Here is a 25,521-nt window from a genome sequence, read left to right as displayed (position 1 = left end):
TATCATACCTCCGACAATTTTTCAAGTTCGGCAAGCCAGACGGCAGCATTCATGTCACTTGGCATTTGCCACATCCCTCGCGGAGAAAAACTGCCGAACCCTACCTGCACACCGTCGGGAGCACAGGAACGTTTAAACTGCTGCGAGAAAAGCCGCCGGTAGAAAATACGCATACAGCCGAGTATCTGTTGACGGTTATACCGCTGTTCCGTAGAAAAACAATGTTCAGCAAGCAGAAGAATTTTTGCAGGGCTAAAATCCGTGTGTAAAATATAATATAAAAAGAAGTCATGCAGTTCATAAGGACCGAGTATGTCCTCGGTTTTTTGCGTAATGATCTGTTTTTGTGCAGGCAGCAATTCAGGGCTAATCGGTGTATCGAGGATATCCTGTACGACAGCGCGGAATTCAGTATGCATATTCATATCCGGTAAAAAGGCAGAGGGATACGCTGCAACATAGCGAATGCAATGACGCAGCATTGTTTTGGGAATACCGGCATTGACGTTATACATCGACATGTGATCACCGTTATACGTTTCCCAACCGAGCGCCGATTCGGAAAGATCTCCCGTACCGACAAGCAACGCGCCAAGCTGATTTGCTTTATCCATCAAAATTTGAGTACGTTCACGCGCCTGCGCGTTTTCGTAGACGGTATTACAGAGATCCGCAGGATGACCAATATCTGCAAAATGCTGCAGCATTGCCTTTTCTATAGGAATGGTAAGAACGGTACAGCCAAGCAATTCCGCAAGTTTAAGTGCATTGGACTTTGTTCTATCCGTTGTTCCGAAGCCGGGCATCGTAATTGCCGTAACCGAATCGGCTTTCTGACGGAGCATTCGCGAAGCGAGAACCGCAATAAAAAGCGCCAATGTGGAATCCAAGCCACCCGAAATTCCGAGTATGGTTTTTGTACATCCCGTATGGTACATGCGCTTAGCAAGCCCACGCGCCTGAAGTTCCGTTACCTGCGAGAAAAAACTCTCCCATGCCGGCTCGTTATTTTGCACTGCAAGCGGGATGAAGGGATTGGGATTGCGCGGCCGGACAAGCAGCACCCCTCGGGAAGGAATGGTAGGAATGACAATACGGCGGCAAGCCGATGGACTACGCCCGAAGCTGGAAGGTGCCTCGCAATCCATATCTGCAAGGGTAATAGCGGCTTCATCTTCATAGCCGGAAAAATTGAAATCGCCTGTTTTATTAAAAGCAGATAATTCAAAGCCATTTGCTGCTGCCAACAGCTCGCCGTTTTCATAAATGCCCCGCTCGCCTGCACAGGCAGTGTCGGTCGTAGACTCTCCCCAACCGGCGTTGACAAACAAAACCGTATTTCTTTCCTGTTTTGACCGAGCAGCAGCGCTGCGGCAGAGTTCCGTAAATGACCCCGCAAACGAAGCCTGTGCAAGCGGCTCAATGCATAGCGCCGATCCGGTTACCGTGAGGGGGATGCCCACTGTCAGAGAATCGTTTTTATTTCCAGTCTGACTTTGATTTTGTACATTTTTCGAGCTGCCGATTACAAACGAAAACCTGCTTTTTTCCACTTCAAACAGCAAATCGGAACCGAACGGAACAGCGGTATTTTGCAAGCCGGTAAGAATTACCGAGGATTCTTTTCCGTCATATACGGAAAAAACGCGGGAATGTGCGGTTTCAGCCAGCGGTACAATACCGTAAATAGTTCCCCTGCTGAAGACGGCAACAGCACTGTAGATGCTACCTGAAAAAAAGAACGGGAAACCAACCACACCGATAATAGGCTCCATGGAAGTTTGCCGGACGATATACTCAAGTCGATCTTCTGCAGCATTCAATAATGACCGCTGCCCAAAAAGAGTACCGCAGCTGGCGGATGTTAAAGCTAATGCAGGGAATACGGCAATATCGGCTCCCATTTCGGCGCTTTTCCGCAATGCTCCAATAATCCGTTCAGCATTGCCGGCACAATCCCCAACTACACAAGGAGGAACTACCGCAGCAACTCGATAAAATCCGTAGTCGTGTATATTCATCTTTCACCTCCCCGTTTTTTCAGTGCCGATACGGCAGTTCTTTTCGTTTAAAAGGTTTGGGAAAGCCTGTAAGTTGCTTCCTTTGCATACGTAAAAGAAGGGCAGCTCTCCGCCAATTTGTGATAGAGATCATTTGCTTGTACGACAAATCCCTGTCGGTACAACAAATCCGCAAACTGCAAAAAGACATTCCAAATTTGCTTGGTTTCCGTCCATTGCAGAATTTCATTATTTGTGCCGATTCTCTGCAATAGATCGGAAAAATTACTGTATGTATACATAAAATCAGCTTTTTTCAAAGTATTGCTTAAATACGTAACGGCGATATCGGCGCCGAGCAGCGCAGTTCTAAATGCACGGTCGTATTTTTCGGCACGAAGATAAATATCGGTCAATTCAATATAGGCACGAAGCGCTATATCATTATGATGCCGATATAATGAAAAAAACTTTTCAACCGTCTGTTCGTTTTTAATCGTATGGATCATCGCCCTCAATGTTGCACTTTCAACATTGGTAGTTCCATATACCGGATCTTCCGTTAAAATGAGGAGAAGGTATTTTTCCTGATCGTCATACTGCTTTAATAAGCCGGAAATTTGTGCAAGCGAATAAATAATTTCAAACCGCATATCAGGAATGTATAAAAATTCTCTCGCTTCCCATGCAGATTGATAAAACCTGCGGGATTGTGTAAGTTCTCCTTCCAGCTCATAAACCTTCCCGATTAGATAATCGCATTCGGGATAAACATCGCTCTTTTTTAACCACGCAAGTACTGCAGAAATCGACCTATCAAAATAAGCAGGAGGATGCGTAAGAAAAATTCTATCAAGGATTGCACATGCTTCATAATCTTGCCGCTTTTCCAACACGCGGTATACATCCGAGATAAGATCACCGGCAGCTCGTACCTGATGCGGTTTAAGCGCGGCAAAAAGATAATCATATTGAGCCGTTACCTGTGTTTTGTGCATTTCTCGCGCTTGTCTGAATAAAAGGAGCGCTTTGCCGAACTCCCGCCCTTCATACGCAACCTTTCCTTGCTCAAGCAGATGCCAAGGGTATTCCAATGATTCGGGCGATACTTTTTGTGCATACAAAAATACACTGATAAGAATTGTAAAACATGCTATTGCTAACTTTTTCATAAACTCCTCAGCTCCTTTTCAAAGGCCGCATCGACAACCGTATTTTTTTCCGTTTCAGTCAAGCCTTGTATATCAATACGCTGAACGATAACGCCCCGCTTAAACAACAGAATAACATTTTCAGCACCGGTAATACCGATATCGGCAAACTTTCCCTCACCCGGGCCGTTGACAACACATCCCATCACGGCAACGGTCAAATCTTTCTTTTCGGCAAAAAGCCGATGCTGCCACCGTGCGACAAAGCCGTGAACATCAAAACCGTTACGACCGCAACGGGGACACGACACGAGCCTAATACCGCCTTTCCGTTTGCCACATTCCGTCAAAATTTCCCGTGCTGCAATAACCTCGTTTTCCATAGTATCGGAAAGGCTCACCCGCACGGTAGCGCCGATATTCCGCTCAAGCAGCTTCGAAAATGCGAGGGCGCTTTTGACAATGCCGGAAACCAAAGGACCTGCCTCCGTAACGCCTAAATGAAGCGGCGCGGCGGACTTGGCAGCAAACAGTTCATTGGCAATGACCGTTTCTTTTACCGAAGACGCTTTCATCGACACAAGATACTGCGTAAAGCCATATCTATCGAAAAGCGCCGCTTCCCGCTGTGCCCCGGAAACCAATGCGGCTGCTCTCGCCTCCTCCGCGTTGCGCCCCTCACGGATTTCCTGCTCCATACGGTTCCGTATATCGGCAGGGAGAGAGCCGCTGTTGACACCGATGCGGAGCGCTGTCCCGGTATCCTGAGCTTTTTTAATAACCGCATTTACCCGCTCTTCCGTTCCGATATTTCCCGGATTGATGCGTATCTTTGCAGCGCAACCATCCATACAGCGCAATGCAAGCCGATAGTCAAAGTGAATATCGGCAACAAGCGGCATCGGCGTCATTCCGGTAAGCTTCACAAACACCTCGGCGCTTTCGGAATCCGGTACGGCAAACCGGAGAATATCACAACCGAGCTGCTCCAGTGCGGCTATCTGCCGTACCGTCTCCTGTAATGTATCCTCACGCAACGGCTGTTTCCACATAGTCTGGATAGCGATGGGGCTATCACCGCCGAGCACAATACTCCGAACGCCGCCCTTTCCGCCTATCCGTACTTTTTCCGCCGTATACATATCTTCTCCAATCAGCGTTTGTTTTCCGGCACTTGACTTTGATGAATACCGGAAGCTTTTAAAAAAAGGATACCGCCCCGTTGCTGAATTTTTCCTAATACTTCTATCGGGCGCTCCGAATCTATCCTGACCGAAAAATTACAAAAGACAGGAACAACACCTTCCAACTGAATGCGCTCGCTATACCCCACCAAAAGATCAAAGCTTGTATTGTCCCCATCGGATTGTATATTTGTTGCACGCCCCGACCAAATTGTCCAGCAATCAAGATAGAGTGGAATATCGGCTCGCACATCGCTGTAGGCGGGGATATCCCGAACGGTATCGAAGCCCGGTGTTGCAAAATAGTCCATCAACAATCGCGCCTTTTGTTTAATCGAATGAGCGGCATTTGAAGACAAAATCCGATTCACTTCAATTTGCGCAAGGTTATCCCGTGAAGCTTGAAAATATTTCTGCGCATTCCGATATGCCGCAAGTACCTCTTTTTCTGAAAGCGTATACCGATAGGTTCCGCTTGTATCAATCGGTCGCGCTTTTTCGTCCGACAACAATGTGAATGCCGAAAGGTCTGCCCTATTATTATTCCGTGTCCGTATCGATAGAGGGACTTTCGCCAATACCGTTAGTGCAATCACCACGACACACACAGCGCCTACAAGACAGGTAAACAAAGTGATTCTTTTTTTAATATAGGACTGCACTCCCGGACGGGGATAAAACTTTTTTATTTCGCCCGATTGAACGGCGTCCCCTATTGCTTCCGGTGTGTTATGTGTCCGGATAAACTCCAATCCGCTGCGTGCCAATACATGATTAGGATTATACTCAATCGCTTCCAGATAATAGTCGATCGCACGTGCAGTATCACCACGCCGTAAAAAGAGTACAGCCTGCGCACACAGTAAATCGGGATCGGTCATTTTAATACGCCGTGCACAGGTCAAATAATCAACGGCGCCGCCGATATCTCCGGCATGTAAACAAGCAAGTCCTAAATACAGATAAAAAGGAAACGATTTGTTAAATGAAGCATTATACACGACATCTTTCGCATCACCCGACACGACGTATTGCGTAACATGGGGTTCCAATAAATTGATAACCTGTTGATAATTCCCCTTTGCAAATTGTTTTTTTGCTTGTTCAAGAATCGATGACGGCATTATTGTTCCTGCATGGCCTCTATTGCGTTATCTACTTCTATACGTAATTTTGCAATTTCTTCCATAGATAAGGAGTCGGAAGATTTTTCAAGTTCTGCAATCCTATCCAACAACTCCTGTACATACCGGTAATCTTTTTTGGATTCTTCCGATTTTACCGGTGTATCCCGTTCGGTAGCTTGAACGGCAGCAGGCGAATTTGCCGGAGCCGTACGGTAGATCGTTGTAACGGTTGGTTTGCTCACAGGAGCTGCCACCGGTTGAGCAATCTCCCCCGATGTCTGTTGGGTATACGCCGAATATGCCGTTACAGTATCGGCCGCATTCCGGTAATCATAAAAACCGATACAATTGGTAACACTGAACGTTTCTTTATTGAGCATCTTTTTTTCAGACCATACGTATAAAAGCCCCGGATCGGAGAATGCATACTTACGGAATGATCTGCCGCTTACGTAAGAAGGGAGCCACTTCTTTGTTACCAGCCGCTCCCAATTTGCAATATACACAGACGTCGGTACCGTCATATATTCATTCCGTAAGAAGAAAAGACAGGCATATCCTCTATCCGCAGAAAAGATAACGGAATCTTTTTCCAATACCGGTTGCAGCAGCAGTTCCGCTCCGATTTCGCTCCGTAAGTCCGTATATAGCGGAACAAGATTTTTTTCACCAAGCGAAGTATCAAATAGAGCCTTTAAACCGATATCAGCAATGTCTCCCGAAATATTTTGAATTTCAGTTACAACCTTTAAGAGTTTCCCCGTTGACCGCTGTTTTGAAGGTACAAATGAAAACGTTTGCGTCGCCAAAAAATCCATACTGATCTGGAACATAACCGTTATCTCGTTTTTTGACTGGCTAATGATAATTTTCTTTCCGCTTTTATTATTGAGATGGAATATTTCCCCATTAAAGAGCACTGAATAAATATTCACGGAAGATTGAGCGCGATCATCATACAGCGGCTCATACGCACGTGCATCTTCAGCCTTTGAGTGATATAAACAGAAATTACCCGTGTTAGGGTAAATAACCAGCTTTAACGGATCACTGATCATTTCAACTGTATTTTCCGCTGCAAATAATCCGCTCAGCAACCATGCCGAAAGGCATAATAGAATCATCTTTTTATTGGGTATCCACATTATTTTACTCCTTTTATGCGCTGTTCATAGAGTTTTTCCAAGGTTTTGGTACGAGCTTTCAATTCCGCCAGTTCCTGACGGCGTTTTTCAAGCTGTTGCCGCTCGACCTCTCTTTGTTCTTGCTGTCGCTGCTGTTCCCGCATACGTTGATTTTCTTGTTCTTCGACAATTAGGGAAAGCGTTGCAGAAATTTCATTGATTTTTTCCTCCAACGCCGTCAGACGACCGGCAAAGTATTCGGTCTGCTTTTCTTCTTCCTCTAACGGAGCAGTTTCCTCAACAGCTGCAGCTTCGGTGTTGTCGGTTGATGCAACCGCTGTCTCGGTTGTATCGGGTTTGCCGGCATCCGCGGTAGTATCGGTAGTATCTTCAGCAACCGTTATAACAGCTTCATCCGCAACAGGGGTATCTTCGATACTACCGTCCGTGCTGTCTGATACAATCGTAGCCCCTGCTTCATCGGATTTCGGCTCCGGTTCGATAGATTCGGGTATTTCTTCGACCTGCGCCGATGCGGCATGCGCTTCGTTCGCCATACGCAACAGCTCCTCCCGTACCGACTGCTGATCGATAAGTACAATCTTATACCGTGCCTCGTTTACCTTTCCCGACTGCGGATAATTTACAATGACTTTGTTAAAAATTTTGCGAGCTGCGGTGTGGTCACCTGTTGCGTAAAGATTTTCACCTATCCAATAATAAGCGGACGGAATTTTGGGATGATCAGGATACTTTTCAATAAACCGGTAGAGGATATCCGATGATGCTTCATAGTCACCGGATAAATGTAAAAGCCGTCCTTTTTGATAACTCACCTCGGCTGCTCGTTCATCTTCGGAAGATCTTTCCAAAAACACATCGGCATACTCCAATGCACGTTCATAATTTTGTGCAGAAGCTTCGGACATCACCAACCAGTAGAGCGCCTCTGTACGGTCATTCGGTTCTGCCGTAGTAAGAACCCATTCAAACGATTCCACTGCAGCAGTCCAATCGCCGCGGCTGTATGCATCAAGCCCGACCAGCAAATCATCGTTGTCGGCAAAGATGCTGCATAGAGCAAAGCACACAAGATAAGCAAATACTAATTTTTTTTTCATTTCTTTATATCTCCGGAAAAAAAAGATGATCCCGAAACAACAACATCGGCACCTGCATTGCATACAGCCGGAAGCGTTTCCGCACAAACGCCGCCGTCAACCGAAATCAAATAATGATAACCGTATTTTTCACGGTATTCACATAGTTTCTCAATCTTTCCGAGGCAATGAGGAATCATCGTTTGTCCGCCAAAGCCCGGATTAACCGTCATCACCAACACAAGATCGACAAAGGGTAACACCTCATCCAAAAGATGTACAGGGGTTGACGGTACGATACTGATGCCGGGTTTCATACCCGCGGCACGGATTTCCGTAATAAGCCGATGTGCATGCACTGCCGCTTCAATATGAAACGTAAAATAATCAGCCCCAGCCGCTGCAAAATCTTTTACGAAATCTTGAGGACGAGCAACCATTAAATGCACATCAAAAGGAAGGGCGCTCTTACTTCGCAAGCTGCGTACAACGGGAGCGCCGAATGTTAAATTCGGTACAAAGGCTCCGTCCATCACATCAAGATGCACCCATTGCCCTCCGTTTGCTTCAATAAATTGTAATTCTTCAGCAAGCCGTGAAAAGTCTGCACTCAATAAAGACGGCGCTAATATAAACGATGCCCCCATCGTCTTAAAACCTCCCATAAAAAGTCAAGAAGAAAGTATCAACTTTCGATTGACTTTTTACGCACGTTCGTAACAACATAAGAACGTGCATATAATATACAAGTTTGCGCTTAAGCAAACTTGAGTAAATAACAGCCTGAGCTATTTGTACGGCTGTTATTTACTCTCCTCATTCCACAAAAAAATCCAATATACCGATTACAATATCGGATTTTTTTTTCAAAAGTTTGAACCGACCCTCAGTATTAAGAAAAAAGCGAACCGCGGAATGCTCTCATCTTTATGATACCGGCAATCGAAATTTTTTCTTTGTCTTGCATATCATCTTCCTGAATCACCAATACCGCATCGTGTTCCGTTTTTTCAATTGCAATAGGAATACCCATAATTATCCGCCGTCCGGAAACTCCATCGATTGACACCTCCAAACGGCTATTGTCGGCAATCGCAGTTTCTGCAAGGTGGATCTTGCCTAAAAAATCAAGCCCCGAAACCTCTCGAACATCGTTATCTGCCGGCGCTCCATATAACTGCTCTTTAGTGATGATAAGCTTTTTTGCAATTTTTTCTTTCAGGCTTTGTTTATTATACTGATCGATCGGCATCGTATCTACAACAGCTTGCAGTTCCCGAATATGTTCATAATAGCCTTTTTCCTGTTTACATTGAGTTGTATGCCGTTTTTTTACTTTTGCATCAAAGCCGTCAAACGCAGAAGCTTGGCGTTCAATAGAGGCAAATCCGGCAGCAGTATACCGTCCTGCATTGCCTGTAGCGTAAAAAGTTACATCCAAACCGGCAGACTTGATCATCGTACGCACTGAATCCAAATCCATCTGTTTTATCAGATAAACACCGTCGGCTAATTCCTTATAGATGATATCTTGCAGCCCTGCATTTTGCTTAAAAAGCTTCCGTTTATCCTCAGCAACAGCTATGACAAATCCGTAGTATAAACCGACAGCGGTACACTGCAAATACCATTCGGAAATACTTACCTTTATATTTTGAGGAAGTGTTCCTCCGGAGGCTTCATCAAGCAAGGAGATCAACGCTTTATCGGTGCTACACCGCTCAAAACAGCGTAAACAAGCTGTTCGTGTGATGGTAAACCTGCCGGTTGTCAAAATAGATACCGGCTCCATGCAGCTCAGTACCGGAAATATCCGCCCAAGAGCGGTAAAGGGCAGCATAGTTATCTCAAATGAAGGAGCGGCAATCAACGGCTGCTCTAACGATTCTTGATTAAAGGAAGCTGTATTCAACTGCCAATAGTCTCCAACCGGCAGTAAAAACTTGAGCGCTTTGAGCGTATCGATCATACGCAGTTCATCCTCACTCATCATATCAGGGAAAATCGAGGCCTCTCCGTTTGTTTCGACATATAAACGCATGTATAAAAAATCGAAAAAACGCTTCAACGCAATATCGTCATACAGCCCACGAGGATCAAGCGAGGTTAAAAAATCCGAAAAAAACTGTGCCCGTTTTTGCATACTATCACGGCGTGCATGACCGTACACTGCGGCGACAATATACATTTTTCGGTCAAACGGCTTTTGCTTAAAAAACTCCTCCCATCGTCCTTGCTGCGGAATAAGGCTTGCCGATTCCCCTATCAGCAAACCGAGATTTTGCAAACTGGTACAGAGCGTTTTAAAAGCGCCGATATCCGTTGCGGTATCCTGAAAAACCGCTTTAAGCTGCTTTTCGGCTCTTACTTTAAAAGCGCCGTTCATTTTCAGCACATCGGTTTCTTTGAGGAAAAAGGTGTAAAGTCCTGCCAATACGATATCATCGCAAAGCGTTACCTCACTCTGAGGTTCCTTTTCCTGCTGCGGTAAAAAAAGCGAGTGCGAATCTAATAAAGGTTCAACGGCTTTATACAAAAACGGATTAATGCTGTAGTTGTTGATTACTCTATCATAATCATCGGTATAACTGTCCCGATAGAGAATAAGCCGCTCTTCCAGATTGGTCAGCCGAGTTTGTAATGCGGTTTCCGAAGATAAAAATATTAGCAATGCACCTCGGTTGGTCACCGGCAGCGTATGAACGGCTGTTAAAATCAACAGATCGAGGCGATCCAAGCTTTCTAGCATCGTCCGCTGTGTCTCGGCCTTTGACAAAAATCCGCCAAGGCTCTCTACAAGACGTTGCTTATTAAAAGGCGTTTTAATTTCTCCGAGATACAGACGCATTAAGAGAAAAAACGTCCGTTCAGGAAGCTGCAGCATCGCCTCTTTCCAATCTTGATAGCCGTTTATCTTCATTATACTAACAATACTACGTACCGCATTATCGGGCGATGATTGAGCTTTTCAGCTCAATAAGTTTTTTTTCGCCGTACAAGGCATCCACCAAGGCAAAAGCAAATTCTTCAGCGGCTCCGGCTCCACAGGCAGTAATAAATTGACCGTCTCGGATGACACGCGCTCCTTTTATGGGCTGTGTCGGTAAATCTTCTCCCATACCCGGATAGCAGGTAAATTGTTTCCCGTCAAGCAAGCCCCATCCGCCAAGCGCCAACGCCGGAGCCGCGCAAATCGCCGCAACTAATCCGCCGTGTTTTGTCGTCTCGGTTATAAAAGAGCGAAGCACGGCATTTTCACTGAGTGTCCGGCTGTTTGGAAGTCCTCCCGGCAGGATTGCCAGTGCTGTATCTGCCGCCAACTGCTCTACAGCTTTTTTCGCATCGCCCCCCTCTCCGATAAGCTCGGACAAGGTAATGTCGCTGGTAACGGACAGTCCACGCGACGATCGAATGACCTTAGCACCGACTCCGACTAATGTCAAATCGGCTCCGCAGCGGCGTAAATAATCGAGCGGCGTAACCGCTTCAACTTCTTCAAATCCGTCCGCGATGAATAAAAAGATTTTTTTCATTGTACCTCCGAAATTCCGTGCAGAAAGAAAAGAACCGCTCGAAATATTTCCGGTGCGGTTGACCTACTGTATCTCCTCTCGTGCTAGCGTTTTTTTCGTTCGGTTTCGGATTGACATTCGATGCACATCAATGCGTAAGGGATAGCCCGCAGCCGGTCTTCCGGTATTTTTTTTGCGCACTTTATGCACTTGCCATACTTTCCCTGCTCGATACGAGCAAGAGCGGATTCAATTAACTGCATCCGTTTGGCGTCTTTTTCATTCATGCTCTCCAGCATCTTCCGGTCGGTATCTTCCGAAGCAATGTCGCCAAAATCCTTAGGATCAACCGATTCAATAATCTGTTTAAAACTTTCATGGTTTGCTACAAATGTTTTAATAATTTCGGCACGGCGCTCATGCAAAGATTGCTTCATCTCTTGATAAAACTCTTTTTCCATCTATTTTTAAAACTCCTCTCTTTTTTATACCTATTCCCATTAGCGTATTTACTCACGTAAAAATCTAACCGAAAGGATTGCGGTTACTCAAGTAAAAATCTAACCGTAGCACTCTATGTCCAAGGTTGAGCCATAGAGATAAGTTTACTTTGCAAGCTTTGCGTTGTTTCAAGCAGCTGTTGTAAATCCAAGTTGTTCTTCCTGCGGCACAGCTCAGCTTTTACCGCCTCGCTTACATCAGAGCTTTCCATCAGCCTGCAAATACGGAGTCTTTGCCGTATCATATTTTTTTATGACCTTTGCGTCTATCCGTTTTTTTGAAATAATTTTCATCGAAGGAAAAAAGAAATTGACGAGCTTATTATACTGCTGATAAAGGTCAGCCATAACCGCTCGCGCAGCTTCTCCCTCAAAGCGATAGTAACCGACAATGTGCCTTACGACACTATCATTTTTCTGTTCAACAAAACAATTATCATTCTTTTTATACGATCGGCTCCGAGTGAAGATAATCTCATTACTTTTACACCATTGCAACAGCTGTGTATTTTTGAACTCACTTCCGTTGTCGCTATCAATACCTTTCATCTGAAACGGGAGCTTCTCTTTCACATCTTCTATTGCTTCTTTTACCCAACGATGAGCTTTGTTTAAAAGGGCTCTATTTTCCGTCCAGCCTGAATGAACATCGGTAAGGGTAAGCGTGCAAATATACTGTCCTTGGGTACTTATGCCGCAGTTGGCAACGGTGTCAACCTCAAAAAAACCCGGCTTCCGTTCATCCCAATCGAAAAAGGTACGGATGGGGATGAGCTTATTAAGATTCTTTACAGGTCGTGTTGTTGAAATACCGCGGATGGAATGTTTTGGGATTTCCGGTTTAAGAATCCTGCCGACTGTCGCGCTTGATATGCGGGCGAGTTTTGCTTTCAGTTTTTCATCATAGCTGAACTTTTGAGCAAAGTAATCGATATTATCCCGAATGAACGGCACGAGCCGTTTTGCACACAGATACATCGAAAAAATCCACAGCCGGATGACTTCTTGTTGTACGTCTTGACCGTAGTATTTTTCATAGTTCCGCTTTTTACGTGTCTTTGTAATAACCTGTACGCTCTGTCTTGCGACATTGTTAAAGTGCGTGAGTTTTACGTATGCACTGTTTTTCAGAACGTGAATGGCATACTTTCGATTGTAACCGGTTGTTGCGATGAACTCATCGAGGATTTTCGTCTTTTGTTTCTTTGCTGCCGTACAATACCGTTTTGCCGTTTCTTCGCTCAATTTCTTTTTTGTTTTCATGTCTAACCCCATTGTGCCCTTCCTTTGGGCTTCTATTTTGGGTTAGATTTTTACGTGATGCACCGCTTCTTTTTCGGTTAGATTTAACGTGATTCAATGCGATTAGTTGACAAACTAATGAATAGATTCTACAATTATAAGCGTTATTTCAGTAAAAAAGCAACAGGAAATCTCTAAAAACTTTAGTTTTTAGAGAGAGCTGTCCAAAAATTAAAATTTTTGGACAGCTCTCTTGATTTTAGATGCTTAGGGAAGTGCTGATTGAAGCGAGGAGCGCATTTAATCAGCACCTCCCCTTGTTTCTCATAAGTCTTTAATTGCCTATAATATATAGGCTTATTACGAAACAAGAAATTTTAATGTTAACACTGATTAATTCGCATTCGAATTAATCAGTGTTTCCTTAGACTCTTTTTGGAGGAATTGTGGCTAAAGAAGAAGCAATTGAAGTTGAAGGAATTGTCAAAGAATCCCTTCCCAACACGATGTTTCGTGTTGAATTAAAAAACGGTCATGTCATTTTGGCGCATTTATCGGGAAAAATGCGCAAACATTTTATCCGCATTGTCCCCGGCGATAGCGTAAAGGTTGCGCTCTCTCCCTACGACCTAAACAGAGGAAGAATTATTTTCCGCGAACGCTAACGGCTGCTTTTAAAAAACGACACGAATGCTATTTTCAGGTTTTTAACGCCTTTCACAAGCAACGGCACACCGACAAAAAGACTTAAAAAACCAAAAGCATATATAACACGGAAACTGAGCAATCCGAGCCACAGATATAAGATACCGGCGAGTAAAGCTCCCAATCCTCTACGATGTGAAACAGGCTCGTTTTCCTGCTCCGGCGAATGGTAGAACGTCCAGTGATACGAGTGGCCGAACATCGGATCATCATCGTCTTCTGCAAACGGGTTATAGGTAAAAGGATTCTGCCGTGCATACTGTTGTGTATAGGCTCCGTATTGCTGCGATGCGGTACCGCCGAGGTCATAATCGGCGCGTTTCTTGGAATCCGACAATACGGAATACGCTTCGTTTATCTTTTTGAACATTTCTTCAGCAGCTGCATTTCCCTGATTTTTATCGGGATGATATTGCAGCGCCTTTGCACGATATGCTTTCTTTATTTCTTCATCGGAAGCAGTTTTAGAAACTCCCAGAACCTCATAATAATCCATACGCCTAGCCTATCGTCGTGCCTTTAAAGGGGCAGTCATTTAAAATATTATCAAGATTATTCAAATCGGTACCGCCGGCACAGATTACCTGTATTCCCGCTTTTTGAGCACGCAGACTTGCAACCGGATCGAAAGGCACGTTTTTGCCGGGAACCCATTCCGTACCGACCAACCGAATAAATTGCTCCCATGAAATCGTATCAATCGGTTTTGCATCAGGATTTTTCTTAGGATCGTCAGTGTATACTTTTTCGATATTTGAAAGATTGATTACCTGCTTTGCGGAAAAACGCTCTGCCAGCAAAACCGCATCGTTATCGGTAGAAAAGCCCGGCTTCCAACCGGCAGCTATCAATATCTGCCCTGAAAAAAGCTCCACTGCCGTAGGGTCGTACACAACGGGATTAGGACACATATCCGAAAAAATAGCTTTTAAAAGCTGTGCATTAAGCCGCGTCGCCATAATACCGATCCAATCGGCCTCATCATTGGACGGCGTATTATCCGTAATATTTTTATATGCTTGTTGATACATTCGAGCAGGACCGCCGCCGCCGACAACTAAAATCAGCTTTCTATCTGCCGATACACTAAGCCATCTGCGTATATGGGAGGAAAAATCCCGTAAAAAAACTTCATTAGGCTGTTGAGGCACTACGATTGAGCCGCCCACCGATAAAACACGTACCATAAAGCTCCTCCCATAAAAAGTCAGGAAGAAAGTATCAACTTTCGATTGACTTTTTACGCACGTTCGTAACAACATAAGAACGTGCATATAATATACAAGTTTGCGCTTAAGCAAACTCAGGTTAAATAACAGCCTGAGCTATTTGTACGGCTGTTATTTTACGCTCCTCATCCGTATTAGAAGTTTTACTTTATTATTGTAAAACAATTAAATAGCGATGTCAGTTACTGTCAATTTACAGACTACTTTCATTTTATAATGTAATAATTAATTTAAAAAAATGCAATTCTTTTTAGTAAACACCTGTGATCTTTGGAATACGCCAGAGTGCGCTGTAGCCGCTGATATTCGGCGTTGCTTCTTCCCAAATAGACCGAAAGGCATAACTTCGAACCTTTTCCGTCGTTTTACCGTTCGGCAGCATAGGCGCTTGAGTTTGATACCCTCGCGAAAACGCAATATGATAGGCATCCAAATTACCGAAATACCATCTTCCCTTATCGGCAACGCCGGTATCAAAGGGAATGCCGGAAGCAAGTGCCGGATCAACAGGAACCCAGCCGAAACCGTTTATATAGAACTCCGCCCACCAATGCAGTACCGCTTTTTGTTCCGTGTCAACCAATAGTCCGGCAGCCGGTACAGCCGGTACACCGGCAGCGCGAGCAAGCGTACAAAACAGCAGCGCAAGATCATACGCACTGCCGTTTTTCTCTTCCAAAGCGGTAAGAATAGATCGGCCTGCATCTGCGATACTGCTTTCCCGTGCTTTTATCTCAGAAGTTAAAAAGGTGTAGATACGCCGTGCTTTATTATAGGGGTTCGTTTCAGACCCAACAATCTGCCGACACATCTTTTTAATGACGGCATGATCGGCAGGGAGAAATTCATCGGCTTCGGTATATGCGGCATATAAAAGCGGATTATTTTGTCCCGTTTTCCTGAGAGAAGCGACGTTGACATTCGTTTCAACTCTACTGCGGGATACGCTGTATTCTTGCCGGATCTGTATTTTACTGCCGGATTCAACATTATGAAAACGGTAAATACTCGCACCCTGATATGACGGTACAAACGGCTCCGGTTGAACGGAATTAATGGTAACGGTGCGCTGTGTTTCCGTTTTTTGCGGCAACGGTATCTGCAAAAAGAACGTATTCGGTATCTCTGCAAGAAAATCGGAAATTTCCACTTCGGAAACAAGACGATATGTCCTTGTATCCGTATAGGTTTTAGTACCGTATTTGTTTTTTAACCGGAACGGCACAGGATTACTTATTCCCGCTTCGGTAATAATCACGACATTTCCCGTATCTGCGGCATCAGGTACCCGTATCCGCAATTCACGATCGCTCCAAAATTCGTAATCGAAGTCCGATTCGCTGCATTCAGCGCCAGTCAACACCGCTTCTTTTGCAGTATTTTGCGCATAAACGGCATTCTGCGTTCCTGTAAATAGGACAACCGAATCATTCCGCGCGTGACCAAAGTTTTTACCGTGAATGGAAATCAGATCTCCCACATTGCCGGAATCGGCTTCCAAAGAATCGATAAACGGAAGATTTTCGTCTGCGGTACGTTTTGAGCTAACCGGAAAAACTGTCTGATTTACCAGCATAACAGCATTTCCTTGCTTATTCTTAGTCACCACGTACAGCATATCTTCATAAAGCGTATCGGGCGCTTCAAAAACGATCTTCGTATCCGTCCATTCAATACACCGGTCGGATTTAATTTTGTTATTGCCGATCATCAGCCACGAATGGATTGAAGGCTGTCCAAAATTCTTACCAGCTACGGTAACTCGTTCACCCGGTACGGTAACTTGAGGAGACACAGCGATAATAACATTGGAACGAATGGTAGATCGAGAAAAGAAAATAATACCGGCTATTATACCACCGATAACAAATGAAAAAACAAGAAAGCGAAAAAAGGGATACTTTCTTATGAGATAAAAAAGTTTCATCGATTGCTGATTCTTATATTGGGATCGGCAATGATATAGAGCGGTTGATGCTCCAATGAAAGCGGAAACGACGAAGAAGAAATTTTAAGATCGACTGTAGATTCAACCGGCTGAAATAAATTTTCATCTTTTGAATATAAGCGAGTAAATTCACCGACCGTAAAGAACTTAGCATTGGTATTCACCGATTTGGTCGATACGGCATAATTTTGAGTGCCGTTTGTTTGCGTAATACCGTAATCTATTTCGGTAATAGGCTTTTGTTTTTCAAGTGAAACAGGAATAATCGGGGTGAAAGAAGATTGCGCAGCGGCAACCGAATTAATAGTATATTCTACCCTAAAGAACAGTACTAGCGGCAGCAAGACAAAAATTAAAACAGCAGCTGCTGCTGCAGGAACAGGAATACGAATAGAAGAAGAAAACCAACGCTCACCTGAGTTTAATCCCCATCGTCGCTCTTGGGCTTGCAGTTTATTCTGTAATACGGCATTTCGCTTTTCAAGCAATTTAGCAAAAGAAGCACCCGCATCAAACTCCGCTCCGGCCGTAGGTTTTTGCATATAATGGTGTACCAGCTCATATTGACCGTATATTTTTTTACAAGCAACGCATTGCTGTAAATGCTGTTCTATTGTTCCCTTCCAAGGAAAAGGAATTTCACCGTCGATATAAGCAGACAAAAGATCTTTATTAGGGCATGTAGACATTATCTTCTCCTATAACTTTTGCTAAATATTCCCGTGCACGGAAAATACGGACTTTCACATTTCCTTCGCTAATACCAAGGATACGTCCAATCTCCTTATAATTCAACTCGGTATATTCGCGAAGCTGTAATACAATCCGCAGCTTTTCAGGCAACTGCTCCAATGCATGCTGTACATCTTGAATTGTTTCATCTTTCAAGAGCGCAGTTTCACCGGAGTCCATTTTGCGCTGATCTTCTTTAAAGGCACGCGTATATACTTTCCGCTCCAACACTCTCCGCTTTGCATAGTTAAGCGCTGCATTTTTTACCACTCTAATGAGCCAATACTTTGCATCGTTTAACGACGGAAACTTCATTTCTTTTTCTGTCATCTTAATCAATGCATCATGGCACAGATCCTCGGCAGCATCCTCTTCTCGTACAATATTATAAGCAACCTTGTACAGTGCAGGAACCGCCGCATCATAAATGGTTTTAAAATCCTTATCGGAAAGCGCATCTAACGGCGCTAATTCATCAAACAACTTAGTCTCCCCAAAGGTTACATCTTGCGCCACAGCGTTCCGTTTGCCGTATCTTCCAAAGCAATTCCGCGGTCTTTCAGCACGTTACGGATTTCATCCGCCCGTTTAAAGTCCTTATTCTTTTTCGCTTCCGTCCGTTCAGCGACCAAGCGTTCGATTTCTTCTGCATTATCGACTGATTCGGCGCCGGTATGAAGCGCTTCTGCTTCTTCTATCAAATGTAATGCAAGTACCGTATCGAAAATACGAATTAACATAATGGCTTCACTTGCTTCAAGCTCTTTATCTTTAACAGCCAGCTGCAGCACGGAAAGTGCGCGAGGGGTTGAAATATCTTCTTCAAGCGCATGCACAAAATCAGTAAAATAGCCGCGTGCTTTTTCGGTATGGAGCAACGAAATCGATTGTTCGGCTGTCAGACCGTCGGCAGGAAAATCGGGAAGCGTTTTTGCTTCAGTCAGCAGATTGGCAATCCGCTGTTCAAGGTTTTTACGCGCATTCTTTGCCGTTTCCATCGCTTCCCACGAAAAGGTAAGCTGACTGCGGTAATGCCCTCCCAGCAACAGGAAGCGGTAATCGAGCGGCGCATAGCCTGCCTCAATCACCTTATCTAAGGTGATAAAATCGCCGGTAGACTTGGACATCTTCCCCTTGTTCATCACCAAAAATTCATTATGGAGCCAATATTTTACCCATTTTTTGCCGGTTGCCCCCTCCGACTGGGCTATCTCGTTCGTATGGTGAATACGAATGTGGTCGATGCCACCCGTATGGATATCAAACTGCTCGCCTAGATACTTCATACTCATTGCGGAACACTCGATATGCCAGCCCGGATATCCCCTGCCCCACGGTGAATCCCATACTAAGGCTTGATTTTCAAACTTGCTCTTGGTAAACCAGAGTACGAAATCATGCGGATTCCGCTTATTTTCATCCACTTCGATGCGCGCACCTGCTTTGAGATCTTCGAGATTAATCGAAGCAAGCTCTCCATATTTGGGAAAGGTCATAATATCGTAATAGAGGTTGCCCCCTGCCGAGTACGTGTGACCATTCGCTTCGATCCGTTTGATCAGCTCTATCATATCGGACACGTGGTCGGTTGCCTTACATACGACATCGGGACGACGGATGTTCAGCCGTTCGGTATCCTTAAAGAACGCTTGGGTATAGAAATCGGCAATTTCCAACACGCTCTGCCCGCGTTCCTTCGCCGTCTTAACCATCTTATCTTCGCCGTCATCGGCATCGCCCGAAAGGTGCCCGATATCGGTTATGTTCATCACATGGGTTACCGGATACCCTAAAAAACGCAGCAGACGCGACAGCGTATCTTGGAATACATAGGCTCGTAAGTTACCGATGTGCGCATAGTTATATACGGTTGGCCCGCAGCCGTAGAAGCCTACTTTTTTCGGATCGACGGGTACAAAATCTTCCACTTTATGTCCTAATGTGTTATATATGCGTAAACTCATAAAAATCTCCCTATAATAAACGATTGCCGCTTTTATAAATGCCGCTGATAGTATATAGTGTTTTAGTATGTTTAATCTAGGAGAAAAAGAGAAAAAAAACAGCTTCTCTGTTAAATTTCGTGATATAATACAAAAAAATGTAAAAATAAGCTCATTTACGAGTTTCAAAATCGGTGGAAATGCCGATATATATATTGCGCCTTCATCGTTAGAAGAATTGAAGGCGGCGCTGGCGTTCATTCAAGAGGAACACATACCGGCAATACTGTTGGGCGGAGGCAGCAACCTGTTAATTCCGGATAAAGGAATACGGGGAGCCGTTATCCATACCAACAGATTAAATAAAATCCTGCTGGTAGAATCTACGGGAAAACTGTTTGTTCAAGCGGAAGCTGGAGCGCTGATGCAGGATTTAACGGAATTCTGCGCGGAGCATGGTCTTACGGGACTGGAAGATTTCGCGGGACTTCCCGGAACGGTGGGAGGCGCAGTTTTTATGAATGCCCGCTGTTACGAAAAATCGATTTCCGATGTGTTGGTTTCCGTATCGGCGTTGTATTTTTCTGAAAAAGGCTGCACAGTGCAGGAATATAACTGCCGTAAAGGAGATTGGAGCTATAAACAATCGCCGTTCCAACCATCGAATAAACGATATGCAGCGATTGATGGTAACCGGTCGGTAATTGTTTCCGCAACGTTTGGAGTTGAACAAGGAGATGCAATCCTTATCCGTAAAATAATGGAGAGCCATATTGCGGATAGGACAGCGAAGGGGCATTTTAAACTCCCTTCGGCGGGCAGCGTCTTTAAAAATAATCATGCATTCGGAAAACCATCCGGCCAGCTGATAGATGAAGCCGGCTTACGTGGTCTGCGAATAGGAGACGCTCAAGTGGCACCATGGCATGGAAATTTTATTGTGAATACCGGTTCTGCAACCGCACGGGAGGTTACGGAATTGATTGCGGTAATTCAAAAACGGGTGAAAGATAAAACCGGTTTTGAACTTGAACCGGAAATCATTTTTGTCGAATAAAGGGGCTTACGCATATTGCGACAGCCTGATATTATAATAAACCTGTTCGGAAACTTCCGTTTCGGAACAGGTTACCTTGAAATGCGATGTTCTAAATCGTGCTATTTGTACGATTTAGAACTCGTCGGTCTGTTCGACAACGAAGTTATCGAACAGGCCTAATGACAAGCAGAAAAATAAGAGGGTAATAAAGTGCTTCAACTATCTTTTGTAAATTTTAAACGTGGGTCTTATATCCTCATTGAAGGGAAAGCCGATACCGATCGTTTTTATATTATCCAAAGCGGTCAAGTACAAATTGCAAAACAAAAAGAAGTTGTAGCGGAAGAAGAGGGAAATCTCCTTGGTCCGGGCGACTTTTTAGGGGTTATTGCCTGTATGGCTCATCACAGTCAGATCGAAACGGCTGTTGCGGTTTCCGATGTAGTACTCATTGCCGTACACTATGCGCAATTTCCCGAACTGATCGAAAAAAACACCCCTATTGCAATGAAGATTATCTATGCTTTCAGTAAAAAGATGCGGTATTTGGACGAGGCTCTTACCCGAATTACATTGAAGAAAAACATTGAGACCGATATTTCACATCTTTTTACCATCGGCGAATATTACCTGCGTATGTCGAAGTTTGAGCTTGCATTGTATGCCTATTACCATTACCTGAAAGAAAAGCCGAATGGACAATATGCCGAAACGGCACGCAAGCGCTTTATGGCGATAAAATCCACCGGTGTAAAAGCACCGATTGAGATGCTCGAACCGGACACTAAGCAGATGGTTCGGGTATATAACCGCGAATCAATGGTCTTCTGCGAATGCCAATCGGGAACCGAATTATATATCATCCAAAAAGGCCGTGTAAAAATTTCCAAAATTGTAGATAATAGTGAAGTATTGCTTGCTGTCCTCAGAGAAGGAGATATGTTCGGAGAAATGGCGCTGCTTGAGAATAAGCCGCGTTCAGCGACAGCCATTACTGCTGCCGAAGAGTGTCAGCTTTTAGCGGTAAACCGGCAAAACTTTAACCAAATGGTTGCAACTCAACCCCAACTGATAGCCCGCTTGACCACTACCCTCGCCGACCGTATTTGGGCAATGTACAAGCAGCTTGCAAACACGCTTATCCCTGTTCCGCTTGAAAAGATGTACGATATGCTGAGCATTCAACTTGAAAAAATGCGGATACAGCCCGGCGCAGGCAAGCAGCACACTTTCTTGTTCGGTCCTGCGGAGCTTGCAAAGATGTGCAGTATTCCTAAGGAACAGGTTGCACAAGCGATTGCGGAGTTTTTAATGACGCCGATTGTACGCAGTACCGACGACAGCATCATCATCACCGACACACTTGAGCTGTCGAAGCAAACTGCATACTTTAAAAAGATGCAAGAAATTGAACAAGCCCGCCAGCAGGCTCGGGCTAACGAACCCACCTACCGTGGAAAACCTGTCCGCTAATATGCAAGGACACCATGAGGGGATAAGATGAAATATCTTTTATATACGGCTTTTCTGTTTTTTGCGGCCGCTGTACTACCTTTAGCAGCAGAATCTTCTACATCGCCGACAGCGACACAATCCGACCAGACAGCTCAAACGCTCGCCAGAAATCAGGTAAAGCAGCCTATGGGAAAAAGCGAAAAACAAGAGAAAACCGCGTTACCGGCCGAATACCGCAGTATCCGGCTTGGCATGGACATCGATGCGGTAAAAGAGGCACTTAAACAAGATGCCGTGTTCGGGTACCGTGGCGAACGGGATGTTTCATTGCTGCCGACAGAAAATAGAAGCCTTATCGAATCGGCAGGTTCTTATTTTATCAGTAGGTCATGGTTTCAGTTTTACAAGGATAATCTCTATACGATGATCTTTAAACTGAATACCGATACAGTCGATTACTATTCGGTCTATTCCAAGTTCTGTGAAAAATACGGTGAACCGGCCTCCATCAATCCGCAGCGAGCTGTGTGGGAAGATGAACATACCCGAGTTGTCATTGAGCGGCCGCTTATCGTAAAATATATCGATCTGACGGTATTTAATGAATTGATTTCTCAAAGCACTACAGAGAAAGCCGCTGCCGAAACAAACCGACAAAACTTTATCGACGGATTTTAACCACAGGAAAACTTACCATGCGTTTTTCTTCCATACGAAACGGATTTAAATACCCGACAACAGTCTTATGTTTTCTCATCTTTACAGCGGCTGCCGTATCTTGCAGCAATACGGAAAGGTCGAAAGCCCCCCCTATAACCATCTTTATCGAATCGAAAAACACAAAAACTGCGATTCCCATTGACGTGGAAACTGCAGTAACCGCCCAAGAGCAGCAGCGCGGCTTTATGCACCGAAAAGAGATACCGGACGGTACCGGTATGATTTTTGTTTTTAAACGAGATGAAAAATTGCGATTTTGGATGAAGGATACTCCGCACCCGCTTTCCATTGCCTTTATCGATTCTACAGGTCGTATCCGAGAAATCTATGATATGCAGCCGTTCAGCTTGGACATTACCGCCAGCACCTATTCAGTGCGCTATGCCCTCGAAGTGGCGCAAGGTTACTTTGAACGAGCAGGTATTAGGGCCGGAGATATGCTTAGTACGGAAAGTCTCGAACGCCTAAAAGCGGCAGTACAGTAATAACGACTTATCATTCAGGCTAAAAACAAACCCGCCCCCAATGCACACATCATCCGTCAGAATTTTTTCATAAAAACAAGAAGGTACACGTTGAACAGCTAAACTATCGCTTCGTCCCTAACTACCATTCGTCGCGGCGGACGTATTAACGAGCAAGTTTGCCTCTCGGCAAAGCATCGCTCATTGCTTAAAATTCTTAAGCGTCCTAAAAATACTATTTAGAACGCTTCATCTATGTATCATTATTAGGCAAACTCCCTTCCATAACGATTGATAGCGGAAGCCATATTGCTTAAAGAAACTTGTTCCATTACCCCGCCCATTTCATACGCAACACGGGGCATACCGTATACAATAGCAGAAGCTTCATCTTGCCCGATAGTACGAGACCCTTCCTGATACAACCGTGTAAGACTTGCTGCCCCGTCTTTGCCCATACCTGTCATAATAATTCCCAGCGCACGATTTTGGAACTGTTCTGCTACAGAAGCAAATAATACATCCGCACTCGGACGATGACCACTCTGAGGAGGCGCATCGGAAATATGGGCAATAACTCCAAGCGGTTTTTTCTCAACTAAAAGGTGTTTCCCTCCCTGTGCAATAAGAATACGTCCCGGCTTTACAAGATCTCCTTCCTGAGCTTCTTTCACTTCCAATGGGCATATCTTATTGAGACTATTCGCAAATTCATAAGTAAATCCCGGGGGCATGTGCTGTACAACGACAATCGGCTGCGGAAGATTCGGATCTAATTCTGCAAACACTTCGCGCAAGGCATTCGGGCCACCAGTAGAAATCCCGATTGCAATAATTTCAAGTTTTCCCGGCTGACGAACTTGCATCGGTTTTTCAGCTTTTTCCGGAGGTGTTGCAAAGGCTGAGGTACCACTTGCAACCGTATGAGCTTGAGGAGCTGTCTGCGGATGGGACGTATGAATATAATGCGGTGCAGGAGCGACTGGAGGTGTTTTAATACCAATAGAGGCTTGCTTCTTCAGTTGATACTGTCTACCGTAGGCTTGTAAAAATTCCACAAGCTGACTGGCGACCGTAGCTAAGTTTGCCGATTCGGATCCGGAAGGCTTAGTAACAAAATCACTAGCGCCGAGTTCCAGACAATCCATTGTAATACGAGCACCCTCTTTTGCAATACTGGACAGAATGATTACCGGAATATCAATCTTAAGTCTTTTTCGCTCATGCAAAAATTCTATTCCATTCATTTCCGGCATTTCGAGATCAAGCACAATAATATCAGGCTGAACGCGCTCTAACTTTTGTAAGGCGAATCGTCCATTCATCGCTTTATCAGCAACAGTCAATCCGGGTGTTCCATCGATTATTTTTCCAATCAAACTTCGCATCAAGGCCGAGTCATCTACTATTAAAACTTTTATATCTTCCATATTAAAACAACCTCCTGCATTTTTCGCAGATATATTAAAAATTCATATATTCTTTTCTGTACATAACTATAAAAAAACGCTACTTAACATTTTTTTGGTACAAACACGCCCATTCAGTTTTAAGAAACTCAAACTTCGTATCCATACCGAATAAAGATTCTGAATGTCCAATAAAAAGAAATGAGTGAGGAGCCATCGCATCCCAGAAACGATTAATAACAGCCTGTTGAGCCGGTTCATCAAAATAGATAATTACATTACGACAAAAAAGGATATCGACGTTATTCCTATTGGCATCATGTTTTAAATTATGATAATCAAACCTAACCATTTTCATAATCTCAGGATTTATTTGATAGCCATTTCCTTGTTTAGTTAAATACTGAGCCAGATAATCATCAGGAATCCCGACTACACGGTTTTCCGGATAAAAGCCTTGTTTTCCAACAACCAACGACTTAAAAGACAGATCTGAAGCAAGGATATCAGCTGTAAAACCCGGCGGCAAATGTCGCTTCATAACCATCGCAATCGTATACGGTTCTTCACCCGTAGAGCACCCCGCACTCCAAATATGAATTTGCTTTTGCCCTGCGGCTTGTTTTATCTTGACCATTTCAGGAATAACATAATGAACTAAAGCATCGAAATGAGGTTGATTTCTGAAAAAACGGGTTAGATTGGTGGTAACCGAATCTAACATAATTTTCAGTTCTTCTTTATTTGAAGTCAGAATTTTATAGTACGCATCAAGATCGTCCATTTTGTTCTCGCGTAAACGATCTTTCAAACGGCTTTCCAAAATGGATCGGTTTGTTACAGAAAAAGTGATACCGCTTTCATTGTATATTAAGTCCTTAAAGAGTTCAAAGTTGCGGTCACTTAGAAATTCTGCCATATATTTTCCTCCTTATAG

Annotated in this window: 25 protein-coding genes; 5 read left to right on the top strand and 20 right to left on the bottom strand. The window is 44.3% G+C overall.

Annotated elements, in window-relative coordinates; translation table 11 throughout:
• Nucleotides 1-2: 2 nt before the first annotated feature.
• The 12 genes from DWB79_RS07535 to DWB79_RS07485 all read right to left on the bottom strand — a co-directional run bounded on the left by DWB79_RS07535 (nucleotide 3) and on the right by DWB79_RS07485 (nucleotide 12,973).
• Nucleotides 3-2,021, bottom strand: coding sequence for an NAD(+) synthase (locus DWB79_RS07535; protein WP_016523440.1), 2,019 nt, complete (start codon nucleotides 2,019-2,021; stop codon nucleotides 3-5).
• A gap of 47 nt (nucleotides 2,022-2,068) precedes the next feature.
• On the bottom strand, nucleotides 2,069-3,172 hold the full coding sequence (locus DWB79_RS07530) for a hypothetical protein (protein ID WP_016523439.1): 1,104 nt from the start codon (nucleotides 3,170-3,172) through the stop codon (nucleotides 2,069-2,071).
• Nucleotides 3,169-4,293 carry a (E)-4-hydroxy-3-methylbut-2-enyl-diphosphate synthase gene (ispG, locus tag DWB79_RS07525; RefSeq protein WP_016523438.1) on the bottom strand — a complete coding sequence of 375 codons (1,125 nt, stop codon included), beginning with the start codon at nucleotides 4,291-4,293 and terminating at the stop codon, nucleotides 3,169-3,171. The genes DWB79_RS07530 and ispG overlap by 4 nt, the downstream gene beginning before the upstream one ends.
• An 11-nt stretch (nucleotides 4,294-4,304) precedes the next feature.
• Nucleotides 4,305-5,459, bottom strand: a complete 1,155-nt coding sequence (locus DWB79_RS07520; protein WP_016523437.1) for a tetratricopeptide repeat protein — start codon at nucleotides 5,457-5,459, stop codon at nucleotides 4,305-4,307.
• Entirely contained in the window at nucleotides 5,459-6,607 is a 1,149-nt protein-coding gene (locus tag DWB79_RS07515) for a hypothetical protein (protein ID WP_016523436.1), read from the bottom strand. The genes DWB79_RS07520 and DWB79_RS07515 overlap by 1 nt, the downstream gene beginning before the upstream one ends.
• Nucleotides 6,607-7,707: a tetratricopeptide repeat protein gene (locus DWB79_RS12095; protein ID WP_016523435.1), complete on the bottom strand. Its 1,101-nt coding sequence runs from the start codon at nucleotides 7,705-7,707 to the stop codon at nucleotides 6,607-6,609. The genes DWB79_RS07515 and DWB79_RS12095 overlap by 1 nt, the downstream gene beginning before the upstream one ends.
• Nucleotides 7,704-8,333: a ribulose-phosphate 3-epimerase gene (rpe, locus tag DWB79_RS07505; RefSeq protein WP_016523434.1), complete on the bottom strand. Its 630-nt coding sequence runs from the start codon at nucleotides 8,331-8,333 to the stop codon at nucleotides 7,704-7,706. Before rpe ends, DWB79_RS12095 begins: the two co-directional genes overlap by 4 nt.
• 245 nt (nucleotides 8,334-8,578) lie before the next feature.
• Nucleotides 8,579-10,606, bottom strand: coding sequence for a hypothetical protein (locus DWB79_RS07500; RefSeq protein WP_016523433.1), 2,028 nt, complete (start codon nucleotides 10,604-10,606; stop codon nucleotides 8,579-8,581).
• Between the two features lie 25 nt (nucleotides 10,607-10,631).
• Complete coding sequence (locus DWB79_RS07495; RefSeq protein WP_016523432.1) at nucleotides 10,632-11,219, bottom strand: DJ-1 family glyoxalase III; 588 nt, start codon at nucleotides 11,217-11,219, stop codon at nucleotides 10,632-10,634.
• Nucleotides 11,220-11,302: 83 nt separating this feature from the next.
• Nucleotides 11,303-11,659, bottom strand: coding sequence for a TraR/DksA family transcriptional regulator (locus DWB79_RS07490; protein WP_016523431.1), 357 nt, complete (start codon nucleotides 11,657-11,659; stop codon nucleotides 11,303-11,305).
• A 113-nt stretch (nucleotides 11,660-11,772) separates the two neighbouring features.
• Entirely contained in the window at nucleotides 11,773-11,910 is a 138-nt protein-coding gene (locus DWB79_RS12090; RefSeq protein WP_252722471.1) for a hypothetical protein, read from the bottom strand.
• Complete coding sequence (locus DWB79_RS07485) at nucleotides 11,897-12,973, bottom strand: integrase catalytic domain-containing protein (RefSeq protein WP_252722470.1); 1,077 nt, start codon at nucleotides 12,971-12,973, stop codon at nucleotides 11,897-11,899. The genes DWB79_RS12090 and DWB79_RS07485 overlap by 14 nt, the downstream gene beginning before the upstream one ends.
• A gap of 410 nt (nucleotides 12,974-13,383) precedes the next feature.
• Here DWB79_RS07485 and infA point away from each other — a divergent pair, with 410 nt between their 5' ends.
• Nucleotides 13,384-13,605, top strand: a complete 222-nt coding sequence (infA, locus tag DWB79_RS07480) for a translation initiation factor IF-1 (protein ID WP_462218612.1) — start codon at nucleotides 13,384-13,386, stop codon at nucleotides 13,603-13,605.
• Here infA and DWB79_RS12185 read toward each other — a convergent pair.
• The 6 genes from DWB79_RS12185 to DWB79_RS07450 all read right to left on the bottom strand — a co-directional run bounded on the left by DWB79_RS12185 (nucleotide 13,602) and on the right by DWB79_RS07450 (nucleotide 19,518).
• Entirely contained in the window at nucleotides 13,602-14,141 is a 540-nt protein-coding gene (locus tag DWB79_RS12185) for a DnaJ domain-containing protein (RefSeq protein ID WP_016523427.1), read from the bottom strand. The genes infA and DWB79_RS12185 overlap by 4 nt on opposite strands.
• Nucleotides 14,142-14,145: 4 nt before the next feature.
• On the bottom strand, nucleotides 14,146-14,832 hold the full coding sequence (pyrH, locus tag DWB79_RS07470) for a UMP kinase (RefSeq protein WP_016523426.1): 687 nt from the start codon (nucleotides 14,830-14,832) through the stop codon (nucleotides 14,146-14,148).
• A 292-nt stretch (nucleotides 14,833-15,124) separates the two neighbouring features.
• Nucleotides 15,125-16,801, bottom strand: coding sequence for a transglutaminase domain-containing protein (locus DWB79_RS07465; protein WP_016523425.1), 1,677 nt, complete (start codon nucleotides 16,799-16,801; stop codon nucleotides 15,125-15,127).
• Nucleotides 16,798-17,511, bottom strand: a complete 714-nt coding sequence (locus DWB79_RS07460) for an anti-sigma factor family protein (RefSeq protein ID WP_016523424.1) — start codon at nucleotides 17,509-17,511, stop codon at nucleotides 16,798-16,800. The genes DWB79_RS07465 and DWB79_RS07460 overlap by 4 nt, the downstream gene beginning before the upstream one ends.
• Nucleotides 17,495-18,037 (bottom strand): RNA polymerase sigma factor, encoded by a 543-nt coding sequence (locus DWB79_RS07455; protein WP_040859137.1) that lies wholly within the window; start codon nucleotides 18,035-18,037, stop codon nucleotides 17,495-17,497. The genes DWB79_RS07460 and DWB79_RS07455 overlap by 17 nt, the downstream gene beginning before the upstream one ends.
• 17 nt (nucleotides 18,038-18,054) lie before the next feature.
• Nucleotides 18,055-19,518 carry a cysteine--tRNA ligase gene (locus DWB79_RS07450; RefSeq protein ID WP_016523422.1) on the bottom strand — a complete coding sequence of 488 codons (1,464 nt, stop codon included), beginning with the start codon at nucleotides 19,516-19,518 and terminating at the stop codon, nucleotides 18,055-18,057.
• Nucleotides 19,519-19,585: 67 nt separating this feature from the next.
• Between DWB79_RS07450 and murB the strand changes: the two genes are divergently transcribed.
• The 4 genes from murB (at nucleotide 19,586) to DWB79_RS07430 (ending at nucleotide 23,196) form a co-directional block, all read left to right on the top strand.
• Entirely contained in the window at nucleotides 19,586-20,554 is a 969-nt protein-coding gene (murB, locus tag DWB79_RS07445) for a UDP-N-acetylmuramate dehydrogenase (protein WP_016523421.1), read from the top strand.
• 192 nt (nucleotides 20,555-20,746) lie between these two features.
• Nucleotides 20,747-22,009: a cyclic nucleotide-binding domain-containing protein gene (locus DWB79_RS07440; protein WP_016523420.1), complete on the top strand. Its 1,263-nt coding sequence runs from the start codon at nucleotides 20,747-20,749 to the stop codon at nucleotides 22,007-22,009.
• A gap of 27 nt (nucleotides 22,010-22,036) precedes the next feature.
• Entirely contained in the window at nucleotides 22,037-22,669 is a 633-nt protein-coding gene (locus tag DWB79_RS07435) for a hypothetical protein (protein WP_016523419.1), read from the top strand.
• A 17-nt stretch (nucleotides 22,670-22,686) separates the two neighbouring features.
• Nucleotides 22,687-23,196 carry a DUF192 domain-containing protein gene (locus DWB79_RS07430; protein ID WP_016523418.1) on the top strand — a complete coding sequence of 170 codons (510 nt, stop codon included), beginning with the start codon at nucleotides 22,687-22,689 and terminating at the stop codon, nucleotides 23,194-23,196.
• A 245-nt stretch (nucleotides 23,197-23,441) separates the two neighbouring features.
• Here the strand turns inward: DWB79_RS07430 and DWB79_RS07425 are convergent, their stop codons facing one another.
• Complete coding sequence (locus tag DWB79_RS07425) at nucleotides 23,442-24,605, bottom strand: protein-glutamate methylesterase/protein-glutamine glutaminase (RefSeq protein WP_016523417.1); 1,164 nt, start codon at nucleotides 24,603-24,605, stop codon at nucleotides 23,442-23,444.
• Between the two features lie 79 nt (nucleotides 24,606-24,684).
• Nucleotides 24,685-25,503 carry a CheR family methyltransferase gene (locus DWB79_RS07420; RefSeq protein ID WP_016523416.1) on the bottom strand — a complete coding sequence of 273 codons (819 nt, stop codon included), beginning with the start codon at nucleotides 25,501-25,503 and terminating at the stop codon, nucleotides 24,685-24,687.
• Nucleotides 25,504-25,521 lie beyond the last annotated feature (18 nt).

This window comes from Treponema medium (assembly GCF_017161265.1).
Lineage (GTDB): Bacteria > Spirochaetota > Spirochaetia > Treponematales > Treponemataceae > Treponema > Treponema medium.
The sequence above is the reverse complement of the archived record's forward strand: the minus strand, read 5'-3'. Positions and strand labels throughout refer to the sequence as shown.

Coding starts and splice junctions, on each gene's coding strand:
- DWB79_RS07535 (WP_016523440.1), bottom strand. CDS start 2,021: ATGAATATACACGACTACGGATTTTATCGAGTTGCTGCGGTAGTTCCT.
- DWB79_RS07530 (WP_016523439.1), bottom strand. CDS start 3,172: ATGAAAAAGTTAGCAATAGCATGTTTTACAATTCTTATCAGTGTATTT.
- ispG (WP_016523438.1), bottom strand. CDS start 4,293: ATGTATACGGCGGAAAAAGTACGGATAGGCGGAAAGGGCGGCGTTCGG.
- DWB79_RS07520 (WP_016523437.1), bottom strand. CDS start 5,459: ATGCCGTCATCGATTCTTGAACAAGCAAAAAAACAATTTGCAAAGGGG.
- DWB79_RS07515 (WP_016523436.1), bottom strand. CDS start 6,607: ATGTGGATACCCAATAAAAAGATGATTCTATTATGCCTTTCGGCATGG.
- DWB79_RS12095 (WP_016523435.1), bottom strand. CDS start 7,707: ATGAAAAAAAAATTAGTATTTGCTTATCTTGTGTGCTTTGCTCTATGC.
- rpe (WP_016523434.1), bottom strand. CDS start 8,333: ATGGGGGCATCGTTTATATTAGCGCCGTCTTTATTGAGTGCAGACTTT.
- DWB79_RS07500 (WP_016523433.1), bottom strand. CDS start 10,606: ATGAAGATAAACGGCTATCAAGATTGGAAAGAGGCGATGCTGCAGCTT.
- DWB79_RS07495 (WP_016523432.1), bottom strand. CDS start 11,219: ATGAAAAAAATCTTTTTATTCATCGCGGACGGATTTGAAGAAGTTGAA.
- DWB79_RS07490 (WP_016523431.1), bottom strand. CDS start 11,659: ATGGAAAAAGAGTTTTATCAAGAGATGAAGCAATCTTTGCATGAGCGC.
- DWB79_RS12090 (WP_252722471.1), bottom strand. CDS start 11,910: ATGGAAAGCTCTGATGTAAGCGAGGCGGTAAAAGCTGAGCTGTGCCGC.
- DWB79_RS07485 (WP_252722470.1), bottom strand. CDS start 12,973: ATGGGGTTAGACATGAAAACAAAAAAGAAATTGAGCGAAGAAACGGCA.
- DWB79_RS12185 (WP_016523427.1), bottom strand. CDS start 14,141: ATGGATTATTATGAGGTTCTGGGAGTTTCTAAAACTGCTTCCGATGAA.
- pyrH (WP_016523426.1), bottom strand. CDS start 14,832: ATGGTACGTGTTTTATCGGTGGGCGGCTCAATCGTAGTGCCTCAACAG.
- DWB79_RS07465 (WP_016523425.1), bottom strand. CDS start 16,801: ATGAAACTTTTTTATCTCATAAGAAAGTATCCCTTTTTTCGCTTTCTT.
- DWB79_RS07460 (WP_016523424.1), bottom strand. CDS start 17,511: ATGTCTACATGCCCTAATAAAGATCTTTTGTCTGCTTATATCGACGGT.
- DWB79_RS07450 (WP_016523422.1), bottom strand. CDS start 19,518: ATGAGTTTACGCATATATAACACATTAGGACATAAAGTGGAAGATTTT.
- murB (WP_016523421.1), top strand. CDS start 19,586: ATGTTTAATCTAGGAGAAAAAGAGAAAAAAAACAGCTTCTCTGTTAAA.
- DWB79_RS07435 (WP_016523419.1), top strand. CDS start 22,037: ATGAAATATCTTTTATATACGGCTTTTCTGTTTTTTGCGGCCGCTGTA.
- DWB79_RS07430 (WP_016523418.1), top strand. CDS start 22,687: ATGCGTTTTTCTTCCATACGAAACGGATTTAAATACCCGACAACAGTC.
- DWB79_RS07425 (WP_016523417.1), bottom strand. CDS start 24,605: ATGGAAGATATAAAAGTTTTAATAGTAGATGACTCGGCCTTGATGCGA.
- DWB79_RS07420 (WP_016523416.1), bottom strand. CDS start 25,503: ATGGCAGAATTTCTAAGTGACCGCAACTTTGAACTCTTTAAGGACTTA.